At 72.6% G+C, this 14,405-nt stretch carries 13 protein-coding genes; 5 read left to right on the top strand and 8 right to left on the bottom strand.

Annotated features, from left to right (window positions below):
• Window positions 1–212: 212 nt before the first annotated feature.
• Window positions 213–1,178, top strand: a complete 966-nt coding sequence (locus ACIRQH_RS05645) for a pirin family protein (RefSeq protein ID WP_388870876.1) — start codon at window positions 213–215, stop codon at window positions 1,176–1,178.
• Between the two features lie 112 nt (window positions 1,179–1,290).
• On the opposite strand, the gene ACIRQH_RS05640 is transcribed toward ACIRQH_RS05645, so the two are convergent.
• The gene (locus tag ACIRQH_RS05640; protein WP_404224358.1) at window positions 1,291–2,607 is read right to left on the bottom strand and encodes an FtsX-like permease family protein; all 1,317 of its coding nucleotides are present in this window, start codon (window positions 2,605–2,607) and stop codon (window positions 1,291–1,293) included.
• A gap of 3 nt (window positions 2,608–2,610) precedes the next feature.
• Complete coding sequence (locus tag ACIRQH_RS05635) at window positions 2,611–3,399, bottom strand: ABC transporter ATP-binding protein (RefSeq protein WP_388870871.1); 789 nt, start codon at window positions 3,397–3,399, stop codon at window positions 2,611–2,613.
• A 180-nt stretch (window positions 3,400–3,579) separates the two neighbouring features.
• On the opposite strand from ACIRQH_RS05635, the gene ACIRQH_RS05630 reads away from it, so the two are divergent.
• Genes ACIRQH_RS05630 through ACIRQH_RS05615 form a run of 4 tightly spaced genes read left to right on the top strand, consistent with a single transcriptional unit; the run spans window position 3,580 to window position 6,536 of the window.
• Window positions 3,580–4,260 carry an ABC transporter permease gene (locus tag ACIRQH_RS05630; RefSeq protein WP_358815798.1) on the top strand — a complete coding sequence of 227 codons (681 nt, stop codon included), beginning with the start codon at window positions 3,580–3,582 and terminating at the stop codon, window positions 4,258–4,260.
• Window positions 4,257–4,928, top strand: coding sequence for an ABC transporter permease (locus tag ACIRQH_RS05625; RefSeq protein ID WP_388870868.1), 672 nt, complete (start codon window positions 4,257–4,259; stop codon window positions 4,926–4,928). The genes ACIRQH_RS05630 and ACIRQH_RS05625 overlap by 4 nt, the downstream gene beginning before the upstream one ends.
• Window positions 4,925–5,878: an ABC transporter substrate-binding protein gene (locus ACIRQH_RS05620; RefSeq protein ID WP_388870865.1), complete on the top strand. Its 954-nt coding sequence runs from the start codon at window positions 4,925–4,927 to the stop codon at window positions 5,876–5,878. The genes ACIRQH_RS05625 and ACIRQH_RS05620 overlap by 4 nt, the downstream gene beginning before the upstream one ends.
• A gap of 55 nt (window positions 5,879–5,933) precedes the next feature.
• Window positions 5,934–6,536, top strand: coding sequence for a hypothetical protein (locus ACIRQH_RS05615; RefSeq protein WP_404224355.1), 603 nt, complete (start codon window positions 5,934–5,936; stop codon window positions 6,534–6,536).
• A gap of 21 nt (window positions 6,537–6,557) precedes the next feature.
• Here the strand turns inward: ACIRQH_RS05615 and ACIRQH_RS05610 are convergent, their stop codons facing one another.
• The 6 genes from ACIRQH_RS05610 to ACIRQH_RS05585 form a co-directional block, all read right to left on the bottom strand.
• Window positions 6,558–7,712, bottom strand: a complete 1,155-nt coding sequence (locus ACIRQH_RS05610; RefSeq protein WP_358815801.1) for a betaine/proline/choline family ABC transporter ATP-binding protein — start codon at window positions 7,710–7,712, stop codon at window positions 6,558–6,560.
• A 49-nt stretch (window positions 7,713–7,761) separates the two neighbouring features.
• Window positions 7,762–8,445, bottom strand: coding sequence for a lactate utilization protein C (locus ACIRQH_RS05605; protein ID WP_404224353.1), 684 nt, complete (start codon window positions 8,443–8,445; stop codon window positions 7,762–7,764).
• On the bottom strand, window positions 8,442–9,935 hold the full coding sequence (locus ACIRQH_RS05600) for a LutB/LldF family L-lactate oxidation iron-sulfur protein (RefSeq protein WP_358815803.1): 1,494 nt from the start codon (window positions 9,933–9,935) through the stop codon (window positions 8,442–8,444). Before ACIRQH_RS05600 ends, ACIRQH_RS05605 begins: the two co-directional genes overlap by 4 nt.
• A complete protein-coding gene (locus ACIRQH_RS05595) occupies window positions 9,932–10,687 on the bottom strand; it encodes a (Fe-S)-binding protein (protein WP_388870855.1) in 756 nt (251 codons plus the stop codon). Before ACIRQH_RS05595 ends, ACIRQH_RS05600 begins: the two co-directional genes overlap by 4 nt.
• A gap of 99 nt (window positions 10,688–10,786) precedes the next feature.
• Window positions 10,787–12,232, bottom strand: a complete 1,446-nt coding sequence (locus ACIRQH_RS05590; RefSeq protein ID WP_404224351.1) for a rhamnulokinase family protein — start codon at window positions 12,230–12,232, stop codon at window positions 10,787–10,789.
• A gap of 5 nt (window positions 12,233–12,237) precedes the next feature.
• Window positions 12,238–14,277 (bottom strand): bifunctional aldolase/short-chain dehydrogenase, encoded by a 2,040-nt coding sequence (locus tag ACIRQH_RS05585; RefSeq protein WP_388931675.1) that lies wholly within the window; start codon window positions 14,275–14,277, stop codon window positions 12,238–12,240.
• Window positions 14,278–14,405 lie beyond the last annotated feature (128 nt).

Raw genomic sequence — 14,405 nt, 5'->3', positions numbered from 1 at the left:
TATTTCGGATGGGCGCCGGGAACCAGGAGCGGCGCATGAGGCGGCCGCCTCGCCTCGCGACCTGGAGGCCGGCGAGACGGACCGGGTCCGTCCAATGGCGTACGGGCCGGGGCCGGGGTCCTGACCCATCGCGCCTGTTCTGAGCCAAGTGCCCCTGGATGGGCGGTTCGACGACCTGACGTGAGGTCCCCGACGGGTCTAGGTTGTGGGCCATGAGCAATCTTGATCGGGAGGCGGTTCCCGCCCTCTGCGGCGGCCGCGGGTTCGTGGTGGCCGAGCCGGTGCGCGAACTCCTCAGCCCTCGCCGGGTCAAGCTCGGCGAGTCCACCGAAGTCCGCCGCCTGCTCCCCAACCTGGGCCGGCGCATGGTCGGCGCCTGGTGCTTCGTCGACCACTACGGTCCCGACGACATCGCCGACGAACCCGGCATGCAGGTCCCGCCGCATCCGCACATGGGCCTGCAGACCGTGAGCTGGCTGCACGAGGGCGAGGTGCTGCACCGCGACTCCACGGGCAGCCTCCAGACGATCCGCCCGCGCGAACTGGGCCTGATGACCTCCGGCCGCGCGATCAGCCACTCCGAGGAGAGCCCCCGCCCGCACGCCCGCCTGCTGCACGGCGCGCAGCTCTGGGTCGCCCTGCCGGACAGCCACCGCCACACCGACCCGCACTTCGAGCACCACGGCGAACTGCCGGTCGTCACCGCACCCGGCCTGCGGGCCACGCTCCTGCTGGGCACGGTCGACGGCACCACCTCGCCCGGTACGACGTACACCCCGATCGTCGGAGCCGACCTGGCCCTCACGACCGGCGCGGACCTGCGCCTGCCGCTGGAGCCCGACTTCGAGTACGCCGTCCTCGCCATGTCGGGCGAGGCCCATGTCGACGGGGTGCCGATGCTCCCCGGCTCCATGCTGTACCTCGGCTGCGGCCGGACCGAACTCCCGCTGCGCGCCGCGACGGACGCGGGCCTCATGCTCCTGGGCGGTGAACCGTTCGAGGAGGAGCTGATCATGTGGTGGAACTTCATCGGCCGCACCCAGGAGGAGATCGAACAGGCCCGCCAGGACTGGGCGAAGGGCTCACGCTTCGGTGAGGTGAAGGGCTACGACGGCGCACCGCTGCACGCTCCGGACCTGCCCCCGGTGCCCCTGAAGCCGCGCGGCCGGGTGCGCTGAGCGGGGCGTCTCGCCGTCACGGCCGGGACCGGAAGGACCCACGCCCGGGACGTGCGGGAGGGGCAGCCGCTCGCCGGCCGCCCCTCCTCGTCCGGATCCCGTGCCACGATGATCACTCGCCCGACGCCACCGCCTCGACAGCGAGAGTGCGCAGGGCCGCCCGTGTCGTCAGCAATCCGGTCCCCAGCGTCACCGCCGCCGCGACCGCGACGACAGCGAGCCAGATGCCCGGACCCCGGCCCGGCCACGCGGCGTCGGTGCGGACCAGCGTGAACGGGACGATCCCGGCGAGCGCCGCCACGGTGCCGAGGAGGACGCCCGTCACCGTGAGGATCACGCCCTCCGTGCCGACCGTGCCGAGAACCTGACCCGGGGTCGCGCCGGCCAGCCGCTGACCGCCGAACTCCCTGGTCCGGTAGGTCGTCGCCGCGTAGAGGGAGTTCACGAGCATGACGCAGGAGAACACCACGATGATGCCTACCACGACCAGGTTCAGGGTCTCCAGGTTCTTCGAGTCGACGGACTTCACCAGCCCGGAGGCGTCGATCGCGTCGTTCTCGACGGCCTGCATGTACAGCGTCGCCGTCGCCATGCAGGTGAACAGGATCAGCGGCATCAGGACCCCGGACAACTCGTCGGCGCGGCGCCGCAGATTGCGCACCGCGAGGTAGCCGATCGGACCCGTCAGGGGCAGCCGGTCGAGCAGCGCCGTCAGGAGCCTCGGTGCGAACAGCGCGCAGCCCACCGACAGCAGGACCGCTCCGTACGCCGGCGGTGCCATCAGCGCGGCGTCGCCCGCCGAGAAGGCGAACGTCGAGCACACGGCGGCGGCACCGACGGCCGTCGCCGCGTACGCGAGGACCCTCCGCGAGCGGCCGTACTGCCGGTGCCCGCGGGTCGCTCGTCGCACGGCGAGGAACGCGGCGCCCGCCGAAGCGAGCAGCGTGATGCCGATGCCCGACATGAGGGCGACGGGACCGAAGGCGTAGTCCACGGACCGCCGCACCTGGCCGCTGTCCTCGAACAGCCCCAGCAGGGCCCGCCCGCCGAGCATCGCCGGCCCGATCGCCAGCAGCGTCCCCGCCAGCGCGACCGCCACCGCCTCACCGACCACCATCCGCCGGATCTGCCCGGGCGTGGCGCCCGACCGGCGCAACAGCTCCGTCTCGGCGCCGCGCCGGCGCACGTTGACCGTGAGCGTCGAGGCGACCGCGAAGAACACCAGCAGGGTGCCGTATCCGCCCACCACGCCCGCCGCCGTGGACAGCGACTCGGCGCTCACCGGATCCACGCCGGGCTGACCGGCCGTGTCGTGCAGCGAGTTGAACGTCATGACGACCACGGCGCCCAGGAACGCCGACAGCAGGGTCGCGGTGAACCGGCCGGGACGCTTGCGCACGGACCGCAGGGCCAGGGAAAGGGTGACCATGGCTCACGCTCCCAGCGGTGCGTCGTCGCCGAGGTGCGCCAGACGTTCGGCCACGGCGTCCACCGTCGGCGCGCGCAGCTCGCCCGCGAGCCGCCCGTCCGCCAGGAACACGACCGCGTCCGCGTGCGCCGCGGCGAGCGGATCGTGCGTCACCATCACCACCGTGCTGCCGTGTTCCGTCACCGCCCGGCGCAGCAGCGCCAGCACCTCACGGGCGCTGCGGGTGTCCAGAGCCCCGGTCGGCTCGTCCGCGAAGATCACCCGTGGCTCGGTGACCAGCGCCCGGGCGATGGCCGCCCGCTGCCGCTGCCCTCCCGAGAGCTGCTCGGGCAGATGCCCGAGCCGGTCGCCGAGGCCGAGCGACGTGAGGACCCGCCGGGCGTGCGCGCGGTCCACCGGACGCCGGGCCAGCCGGAGCGGCAGCACCGTGTTCTGCGCGACCGTCAGCGTCGGCAGCAGGTTGTACTGCTGGAACACGAAGCCGATCCGGTCGCGCCGGAACCGTGTCCGGTCCGCCTCGCCGCCGCTCGTCATCTCCGTGCCGTCGACCATCACGATGCCGCTGTCGGGCCGGTCGAGACCGGCGGCGCACTGCAGCAGCGTGGACTTCCCCGACCCCGAGGGGCCCATGACCGCGGTGAACGTACCCCGCGCCAGACTGAGCGTCACCCCGTCCAGGGCGGTCACGGCGCTCTCCGCCTCCCCGTAGGTCCTGGTGACCTTGACCAGCCGCAGAGCCTCCGGGGCAGGGCCCGTCCCATGGGTGCGGCGTGCTGTGCGGAACATCGTCATCGCCCTCCGTCCGGCACGCCTTGTGCCTCGTCCACGACGCTACGGAGACGGCGCCGCGACCACACGGGGCGCAGAACCCGTATCGCGCGGTGTACTCAGCGCCACCCCCGCGCACCGGCCCACCCCCGTACGGGTCACCACAACGCGCGGACCACCTCGGACGCCCGATGCAATGGTGGCGTGACCGCGCCCCCGGACGACTGCCTCGCGCGCAACGAGTGGATCTGCGGCGAGTACCTGAGCACGCGCCGCCACATCCTCCTCGACGCGACGGTCCAGCACCTCCAACTCACGGCGGTCGCCGTCGCGATCGCGCTCGTCCTCGCCGTGCCGCTCGCCGTCCTCGCCCGCCGCTGGCGCTGGGCGGCCGGACCGGTCCTCGCGGTGACGACGATCCTCTACACGGTCCCGTCGCTCGCGATGTTCTCGCTCCTGCTGCCCGTGTACGGACTGTCGGCCTCACTGGTCGCCGCCGGCCTGGTCCTGTACTCCCTGACTCTCCTCGTGCGCAACATCCTCGCGGGGCTGCGCGCGGTCCCCGAGGAGACCCGGCAGGCCGCACGGGGCATGGGGTACGGACCGGTCCGGCTGCTCCTCACCGTCGAACTCCCGCTCGCCGTCCCCGCCGCGATGGCCGGCCTGCGGATCGCCACCGTGTCGGCCGTCTCGCTCGTCACGGTCGGCGCGATCGTCGGCTTCGGGGGGCTCGGCAACCTCATCTACGCGGGCATGAACACCTACTTCAAGGCCCAGGTGCTCACCGCGTCCGTGCTGTGCGTCGTCATCGCCGTGGCCGCGGACCTGCTGCTGCTCGGCGTGCAGTGGCTCATCACCCCCTGGACGCGGGCGGCCCGCCGGTGAACACCCTGACCGGGGCCTGGGACTGGCTCACCGACCCGGCGCACTGGTCGGGCGACGACGGCGTCTGGCACCGCCTCGCCCAGCATCTCGTCCTGACGGTCGTCTGCCTCGTCATCAGCTGTCTGATCGCGCTGCCCGTCGCGCTGGTCCTCGGCCACCTCGGCAAGGGCGGCGCGCTCGCCGTGAACATCTCCAACGTGGGCCGCGCGATCCCCACGTTCGCCGTGCTGGTGATCCTGCTGCTCACCCCGATCGGCACGTGGGGCGAGGGCCCCACCGTCGTCGCGCTGGTCCTCTTCGCCGTACCGCCCCTGCTCACCAACGCCTACGTCGGGATGCGCGAGGTCGACGGGGACGTCGTGCGGGCCGCGCGCGGGATGGGCATGACCGGACGGCAGATGCTCCTCGGCGTGGAACTGCCGCTCGCCCTCCCGATGATCATGAACGGGGTGCGGATCGCCGCCGTGCAGCTCGTCGCGACCGCCACCATCGCGGCCCTCGCGGGCGGTGGCGGCCTCGGCCGGATCATCACCGCCGGCTTCAACCTGGCGAGCACCCCGCAGGTCGTCGCGGGAGCCGTTCTGGTGGCCGTGTTCGCCCTGGTCGTCGAAGCCGTCTTCGAGATCGCCGAGCGGCTGTCCCCGCGGTGGGCCCGGGGCACCCGGTGAGGCGCGCCGCCACCACCCTCGCGGTCCTGGCCCTGGCCACCGCGCTCCTCGCCGGCGGCTGCAGCACCGGCCCCTCACTGGAGACACAGGGCGACGTCACCGCTCCGCCCGGCGACAGCAAGAACCTGACCGTCGGCTCGGCGGGTTTCACCGAGAGCGACCTGCTCGCCCAGATGTACTCCCTGCTCCTGGAACAGGCCGGCTACAAGACCTCGATGCTCACCGTCGCCAACCGCGAACTGTACGAACCCGCACTCGAATCGGGCCAGATCGACGTGGTCGCGGAGTACGCCGCCACCTTCGCCGACTGGCTGAACGCGAAGACCAACGGCGCCGACGCACCGCCGGTCGGCTCACCCGACCTCGACGCCACCATGACCGCCCTGCGCAAGCTCGCCACACCGCGCGGCCTCACCGTCCTCGACCCGGGCAGGGCGGTCGACCAGAACGCCTTCGCCGTGACGAAGGAGTACGCCCGCGAGCACCACCTCAAGACCCTCAGCGACCTCGGCAGGTCCGGCCTCAAGGTCCGCCTCGCCGCGGGTGACGAGTGCGTCGAGCGGCCGTACTGCGAGCCAGGTCTGAGGAAGACGTACGGGATCGACATCACCGGCGTCGACCCGAAGGGCGTCGGCACCACCCAGGCCAAGAAGGCCGTGCAGAACGGCCAGGACCAGATGGTGCTGACCACCACCACCGACGCCACGCTCGACGAGTTCGGCCTCGTCCTGCTCGCCGACGACAAGCACCTCCAGAACGCCGACTACCTCGTCCCCGTCGTCAACCGCGCCCGCGCGGGCGGCGCGGGAACCACCAAGGCGCTCGACCGGCTCAACGAGGTCCTCACCACCGCCGACCTGGCCACCATGAACGAACAGGTGGACAGTTGGCGCCGCCTCCCGGAGGACGTGGCCCGCACCTACCTGAAGAACAAGGGTCTGCTGAAGTGAGCGGGCGGCGGGCGCCCTCGCCGTGACTGTCGGTGGCGCGCGGTACGTTCCGGGCATGGGGATCCATCTGGTCAGCGTCGGAGCGGGCGAATGGTCCGGCGAGCACGACGACGACGAGGAAGAGGTGGGATACGGCCCGCGTGCCGCCGCGTTGAACGACGCGTTGCGGGACCGCGGCCTGCCGCCCTTCACATCGGTGCCCGAAGAGGCGCCCTTCGTCCGGGGTTCCGGGCTCGCGTTCGAGGAGAAGCTCGTCCCGCCGATGGACGGCTTCGTCGCGCTGTGCGAGGAGCACCTGTCCGCGGCGGAGACCGATCTCCTCTGCGGCTGGACGCTGCTGGTGCCGATGTCCCTGGACGAGGAGATCCGGCTGCCCGTCGCGTCCCGCTACACGGACGAGACGATGGTCGCCGGCGCCCCCCAGGTCCTTGCGCTCGCGGAGTGCCTGGCCGCTGCGGTCGAGCTGCCCTCCGCCGTCCCGGCGACGTCCGACAACCTGGACCTGACGACGTGGTTCCGGGACGGCCCGGCGAAGGACCTGGCGGCCACCCGCCCCGGGCCCTGGGCCGACGACCTGGACACCGCCTTCTACGTCGCGCTGTACCTCCGAGCGGCCCAGTTCGTGCTCCGCCGCGGCAGCCCGGTCGCGTACTCCTGACGGGCCGGCCCGGGGCCGCTCTCAGGCGTCCGCCACCGAGTCGAAGTCGACCTGGCCGCGCGGGACTCCCCGGGCGTCGGCGTCGACCGAGCGGCGCAGGGCCTCGTGGAGTTTGGCGGGGGTGAGGACACCGAGGAAGCGGGCGCCGTCCAGCACGGCGACCCAGCCGGCGTCGTGCTGCAGCATCACGCCGAACGCCTGCTTCAGCGGGGCGCCCACGGGGACCCAGGAGTTCATCCTGTGGGCGTACGCGCCGACCGGGCCGCCCGCGCCGAGTTCGTCGACGCCGACCCAGCCGTGCAGATCGCCGTCCGTGTCGAGGACCACGGCCCAGCGGGAGCCGTCCCCGCGCAGCCGCGCCGCGGCCTCGGCGGCGCTCTCGTCGAGCCGCGCGACCGGCGGCTGCTCCAGGTCGTCGGCCTCGATCTCGGTGACCGACAGCCGCTTCAGCCCGCGGTCCGCGCCCACGAACTCGGCGACGTACGGCGTGGCCGGCGTCCCCAGTACCGCCCCCGGGGTGTCGAACTGCTCGATGCGCCCCTGCCCGTACACCGCGATGCGGTCGCCGAGCCGGACGGCCTCCTCGATGTCGTGGGTGACCAGCAGGACCGTCTTGCGGACCGATCGCTGCATGCGCAGGAACTCGTCCTGCAGCTGTTCCCGCACCACCGGGTCCACGGCGCCGAACGGCTCGTCCATCAGCAGTACCGGCGGATCGGCGGCCAGCGCCCGCGCCACCCCGACCCGCTGGCGCTGACCACCCGACAACTGCTCGGGATAGCGCGACCCGTAGGTGGAGGGGTCGAGGCCGACCAGGTCGAGGAGTTCGGCGGCCCGCGCCCGTGCCTTGGACTTCTTCCAGCCGACCAGGGTCGGGACGGTCGCCGTGTTGTCGAGGACCGTCCGGTGCGGGAACAGGCCGACCTGCTGGATGACGTACCCGATCCGGCGCCGCAGCCGCACCGGGTCGACCGCGGCGATGTCCTCGCCGTTCACGAAGATCCGGCCCGACGTCGGCTCGATCAGCCGGTTCACCATCATCATGGTCGTCGTCTTGCCACAGCCGGACGGGCCGACGAGCGTGACGAGTTCGCCCTCGTCCACCTCGAAGGAGAGGTCGTCCACGGCCGTCGTACCGTCCGGGTAGCGCTTGCTGACCTGCTCGAACCGGATCATGCCCTCACGCTAACCGCGCCACGTGCGCGCCGCTCGACGGCGGCGGGCCCTAGCGAGCGTCGCCGACCAGCACCACTTCCAGCGTGCGCGGGCCGTGCACCCCCTCGACCCGGTCCAGTTCGATGTCGCTGGTGGCGGAGGGTCCCGAGATCCACGTCAGCGGGCGCGCCGGGTCCAGACGTTCCAGGGCCTGCGGCACGGAGGAGACGACCTGACCGGGGACCCGGACGACGCAGATGTGGTGGTCGGGGATCAGGGTGATCCGGCGGCGGCCCTGGTCCGGGCCGCCGTCGAGGACGATCGTGCCCGTCTCCGCGACGGCGACGGCGCAGCCCGTCACCACGCTCGTCACCTTGTCGAGCTCCTGGGGCGTGCTCGCGGCACGGTCGTGGACCTGGGTGGTGTCCGCAGCCGACATCCACTCGGGCGGCAGCCCGGGCGGCACGAGCACGTACTGGCCCCCGCGTTCGGCGAGCAGCCGCATGATGACGTCCGGCAGCTCGTCGGCGGTGGCGCGGTGCACGACCGCCCGGTAGTCCGCCAGGTTCTCCGCGAGCAGCTCGACGGTCTGCGCCGTGGTCCGCGCGCCGTGCTCGCGCAGATAGTCCCGGTCCACGGCCCGCTCGTACGCGAGGTCCCTCCCAGGCCCTTCGGGCGCGGGGGGAGTGTCGTCGCCGCGGACGTCGGCGGTCGCCCGCCGGATCCGGCCGAGGATCAGGTCCCTGCTGCTCACTTCGTCACGTCCTTTCCGCCCCGCGTCCGCTGCCACCAGTCGCGGAACGACTCCGCCGGTACCTCGGGCAGGTCACGGGTGGCGCTCCACGCCCGGCCCGGGCCCGGCAGGGTGCGCGGGTGGAAGCGCCGGGTCCGCGACGCCAGCCGCTGTCCGCCGCGCAGCGCGCCGGGATGGCTGAAGGCCCACCGTGCCGCCCGCATCGCGGCCCGCTCCGCCGCGTGTCCCTTGGCGGGTTTGAGGACGACCCGGTTGCCGTCGCGTGTGGCGGGTCCCCCCTGGGCGATCCGCTCGCGCAGATGCACGAGGACCTCCGGGATGTCGATGGCGACGGGGCAGACCTCGTAGCAGGCACCGCACAGCGAGGAGGCGTACGGGAGGGAGGCGTCGATCTCGCTGCCGGTGCCCCGGAGCTGTGGGCTCAGGATGGCTCCGATCGGCCCCGGGTAGACCGAGCCGTAGGCGTGCCCGCCCGCCCGCTCGTACACCGGGCAGACGTTGAGGCAGGCCGAGCAGCGGATGCAGCGCAGGGCCTGGCGGCCGACCTCGTCGGCCAGCGTGTCGGTGCGGCCGTTGTCCAGCAGCACCAGATGGAAGGTCCCCGGCCCGTCCCCTTCCCCGGCGCGGCCGTCCCGGGTGCCCGTCCACATCGAGGTGTACGGGTTCATGCGCTCGGCGGTGGAGGAGCGCGGCAGGGTCTGCAGGAACACCTCCAGGTCCTGCCAGCTCGGCACGATCTTCTCGATGCCGACGACCGAGATCAGGGTCTCGGGGAGCGTCAGACACATCCGTCCGTTGCCCTCGGACTCGACGACGACGAGGGTGCCGGTCTCGGCGACCATGAAGTTGGCTCCGGAGATGCCGACCTTGGCGCGCAGGAACTTCTCGCGCAGATGCAGCCGTGCCGCTTCGGCCAGCTCGGCGGGCGTGTCGGTGAGCCCCTCGGGCGCCGGCCGGCCCCACTCGCCCATCTCGCGGGCGAAGATGTCGCGGATCTCGCCCCGGTTGCGGTGGATCGCGGGGACGAGGATGTGCGACGGCCGGTCCTTGCCCAACTGCACGATCAGTTCGGCGAGATCGGTCTCGTAGGCGTGGATGCCCGCGGCCTCCAGCGCCTCGTTGAGCCCGATCTCCTGGGTGGCCATGGACTTGACCTTGACGACCTCGGTCTCGCCGGTCATCCGCACCAGTGCGGTGACGATCCGGTTGGCCTCGTCGGCGTCGGCGGCCCAGTGCACGACGCCGCCCGCCGCGACGACCTTCTCCTCCAACTGGACCAGATAGCGGTCGAGATGGCGGAGTGTGTGGTCCTTGATCTGCTTCCCGGCCTCGCGCAGCGCCGCCCAGTCGGAGACCTCCGCGACCGCCTTCTCGCGTTTGGCGCGGATGGTGTGGGTGGCGTGGCGCAGATTGCCCCGCAGGGTGCTGTTGTGCACGGCCTCGTGCGCGGCCACGGGAAAGGCAGGCATTCCGACGAACGTTCCGCTCATGCGCTCGGCTCCTCTTCCGTGCTCGCCAGGATCTCCGCGATGTGCACGGGCCGCATGCCCGTCCTGAGCCGGCCCATCGTGCCGCCGATGTGCATCAGACACGAGTTGTCGGCCGCGCACAGCACGTCGGCGCCGGTCGACTCGGCGTTGCGCACCTTGTCGGCGCCCATCGCCGCGGACACGTCGGGGTTCTTCACGGCGAAGGTCCCGCCGAAGCCGCAGCACTCGTCCGCGCCGGGCAGCTCCCGCAGTTCGAGTCCCTTGACCGCCTGGAGCAGCCGGTGCGGCCGTTCGCCGAGACCCAGGCTGCGCAGGCCGTGACAGGTGGGGTGATAGGTCACCGTGTGCGGGTAGTACGCGCCGACGTCCGTCACCCCGAGGACGTCGACGAGGAACTCCGTCAGCTCGTACGTCTTCGGCACGACCGGCGCCAGCGTCCGGGCCAGGGTGTCGCCCCGCCCCTCGGCGCGGGCCCGCTCGCCCATCCGCGGATACAGCTCCCGCACCATCGCCCCGCACGACCCCGACGGCGTCACGATCGCCTCGTACGCGCCGAAGACATCGGAGAAGTGACGGGCCAACGGCTCGGCCTCGTGCCGGTAGCCGGTGTTGTAGTGGGCCTGTCCGCAGCAGGTCTGCCCCATCGGGAAATCGACGTCGACACCCAGTCTGGTCAGCAGTTTCACCACGGCGCGGCCGGTGTCCGGATACAGCGTGTCGTTGACACAGGTCAGGAACAGGGCGACTCGCATCGCAGCTCCTCGGTCTCGATCATCGGATGGGTGCAGCGTACGCGGCGGGCACGCGGTGCGGGAGGCGGTGCGCGCCGCCCGCCGGAGGGACCCGACGTCTCACGGCGTGCCGAGCCGGGCCTCGGCCGCGCGCCAGGCGGCGGTGTCACCGCGCGGCTCGTAGCGGCGCAGCGACTGGGTGCGGGCCACCAGCCCGCGCATTCCGGCGCGGTCGCCGACCAGTCCGTGCGCCCGGGCCTGGACGAGGACGTTGCCGAGCGCGGCCGCCTCCGCCGGACCCGCCACCACCGGCAACCCGCAGGCGTCGGAGGTGAGTTGGCAGAGCAGTTCGTTGCGGGTGCCGCCGCCCACGATGTGCACGACGTCGACGGGACGGTCGGCGAGGGTCTGTGCCTCCCGGACCGCCCGCCGGTGGGCGAGCGAGAGGGAGTCGAGGATGCACCGGGTGATCTCGGCGCGGGACACGGGCACCGGCTGTCCGGAGTCCCGGCACGCGTCCGCGATCCGCGCCGGCATCCGGCCGGGCGCGAGGAACGCCGCGTCGCCCGCGTCCACCACCGACCGCAGCGGCGTCACCTCGGCGGCGGCCGACAGCAGTTCGCCGAGGTCGGGACCGCCCCACTCGCGTACGCACTCCTGGAGCAGCCACAGCCCCATGATGTTGCGCAGGTAGCGGACCGTGCCGTCCAGGCCCAGTTCGTTGGTGAAGTTGGCGGCCCGGCTCGCCTCGGTGAGCACGGGCGCGTCGAGCTCCAGACCCGCCAGCGACCAGGTGCCGGTGCAGATGTACGCGAACCGTTCCCCGGTGGCGGGGACGGCGGCCACCGCCGACGCGGTGTCGTGCGAACCGACCGTCGTCAACGGCACCGGGCCCGTCAGCCCGGTCTCCTCCAGAACGCGCGGCAGCAGGGTCCCGGCCGGATCGCCGGGCCGGCGCAGCGGCGCGAACAGGGTGAGATCGATGCCGAGGCGCTCCGCGAGACCGTACGCCCAGTCGCGCGTGCCCGGATCGATCAGCTGGGTGGTGGAGGCGTTGGTGAGTTCCGTGCCGGCCTCGCCCGTGAGCCAGTACGCCAGCAGATCGGGGACGAGCAACAGGCGCTTCGCGAAGCCGAGTTGAGCCGTCGAGCGGGCCGCCGTCAGCTGGTACAGGGTGTTGAACGGCGCGTATTGCAGGCCGGTCGCCGCGTAGAGCTGGGCGGGGGGCACGGTCGCCCAGACCTTCTCCGCGACACCTTCCGTGCGGGCGTCGCGGTAGTGCACCGGATTGCCGAGCAGCGCCCCGTCCGCGTCCAGCAGGCCGTAGTCCACGGCCCAGCTGTCGATGCCGACGGAGTCGACCTGCCCGGCCGCGCGGAGCCCGTCGAGGACACCCGCGTACAGCGCGAGGATGTCCCAGCGCAGCCCCTCGGGGCCCCGGACGGGACGGTTCGGGAAGCGGTGCGCCTCCGACAGGTCCAGGGTGTCCGGGCCGACGCGGGCGACCATGACGCGTCCACTGGACGCGCCGAGGTCGACCGCGGCGTAGGTGTGCGGGGCGTTCATCGACGTCATCGCAGGAACGCGGCGGCGACGCCGGCGTCGACCGGGACGTGCAGCCCCGTGGTGTGCGTCAGGTCCCCGCCGGTCAGCGCGAACACGGCGTTCGCGACGTGCTCCGGCAGCACCTCCCGCTTGAGGATGGTCCGTTGGGCGTAGAACTCGCCGAGCTTCTCCTCCTCGATGCCGTACGTCGCCGCCCGCTGGGCACCCCAGCCGCCCGCGAAGATGCCCGAGCCGCGCACGACCCCGTCCGGGTTGACGCCGTTGACACGGATGCCGTGCGCCCCCAACTCGGCTGCCAGAAGCCGGACCTGGTGCGCCTGGTCGGCCTTGGTCGCGGAGTAGGCGATGTTGTTGGGTCCGGCGAACACCGCGTTCTTGGAGGCGATGTAGACGATGTCGCCGCCCAGTTCCTGCGCGATCATCACCCGGGCCGCCTCGCGCGAGACGAGGAAGGAGCCGCGCGCCATGATGTCGTGCTGGAGGTCCCAGTCCTTCGCGGTGGTCTCCAGGAGCGGCTTGGAGATCGAGATGCCCGCGTTGTTGACCACCAGGTCGACCCCGCCGAACGCCAGTACCGCCGCCTTGAACGCCTCGGTGATCTGCTCCTCGGAGGTGACGTCCACCCGGACCGCGACGGCCTTGTCGGGGCCGCCGAGACCGGCGGCGACCTCCTCGGCGCCCTCGGCGTTGAGGTCCGCGACCACCACGCACGCGCCCTCGGCCGCCAGCCGCTCCGCGATGGCCCTGCCGATGCCGCTGCCCGCGCCCGTCACCAGCGCCACCCGGGTGGCGAGCGGCTTGGGCTTCGGCATCCGCTGGAGCTTGGCCTCTTCCAGGGCCCAGTACTCGATGCGGAACTTCTCCGACTCCTCGATCGGCGCGTACGTCGAGACGGCCTCGGCGCCGCGCATCACGTTGACGGCGTTCACGTAGAACTCGCCCGCCACCCGCGCCGTCTGCTTGTCCTTGCCGAAGGAGAACATGCCGACGCCGGGGACCAGCACGATCGCCGGGTCGGCGCCGCGCATCGCGGGGGAGTCGGGCTCCGCGTGCCGCTCGTAGTAGGCGGCGTACTCCACGCGGTACTCGGCGTGCAGTTCCTTCAGGCGGGCGACCGCGTCGTCGAGGGAGGCGGCCGGCGGGAGGTCGAGGACGAGCGGCCTGACCTTGGTGCGCAGGAAGTGGTCGGGGCACGAGGTGCCGAGGGCCGCGAGCCGTGGGTGTTCGGCGCGGGCGAGGAAGTCGAGCACCTCGTCGGAGTCGGTGAAGTGGCCGACCTGCGGCCGGTCCTGGGAGGCCAGGGCCCGTACGTGCGGGGCCAGTGCGGCGGCGCGCTCGCGGCGGCCGGCCGGGTCGAGGGGCTCGAATCCCTCGACGACGGGCCCGAACGGCTCCGCCCTGCCGCGGTCGGCGAGGAAGGCCTCGGCGGTACGGATGATGTGCAGCGAGTTGCGCTCGCACTCCTCGGCGGTGGCGCCCCACGCGGTGATGCCGTGGCCGCCCAGGACACAGCCGATCGCCCCCGGGTTGGCCTCCTTGACCGCCGCGATGTCGAGGCCGAGCTGGAAGCCGGGCCGGCGCCACGGCACCCACACCACGCTGTCGCCGAAGCAGTCGGCGGTCAGCTTCTCCCCGTCGGCCGCGCAGGCCAGCGCGATCCCGGAGTCGGGGTGCAGGTGGTCGACGTGCGGCGCGTCGACGAGCCCGTGCATCGCGGTGTCGATGGACGGCGCGGCACCGCCCTTGCCGTGCAGGCAGTAGTCGAACGCGGCGACCATCTCGTCCTCGCGATCGACGCCCGGATACACCTCGGTCATCGCCCGCAGGCGGTCCAGGCGCAGCACCGCGAGTCCGGCCTCGGTGAGCGTGCCGAGGTCGCCGCCCGACCCCTTCACCCACATCAGCTCGACGTCCCCACCGGTCACGGGGTCGGTGTCGGTGCCCTTCGCGGAGGTGTTGCCGCCCGCGTAGTTGGTGTTGCGGGGATCGGCGCCGAGCCGGCGCGACCGGGCCAGCAGAGCGGCGGCTTCGGGATGGGGTGCCATGTTCCTGGTCCTTTGGAAGAGAGGAAGAAGGAGAAGAGCTGCACGGGAGACGAACCCGAGCGGGAGCGCCCCACGAGGGGCGGGGGAGCCACCGCCTCGGGGAGAGCGCGGGCGCCCGTACGGAGCCG

This window comes from Streptomyces sp. NPDC102279, from assembly GCF_044766365.1.
In the GTDB taxonomy this organism is placed as follows: Bacteria; Actinomycetota; Actinomycetes; order Streptomycetales; family Streptomycetaceae; genus Streptomyces.
This window is presented reverse-complemented; position numbering and strand designations above follow the sequence as displayed.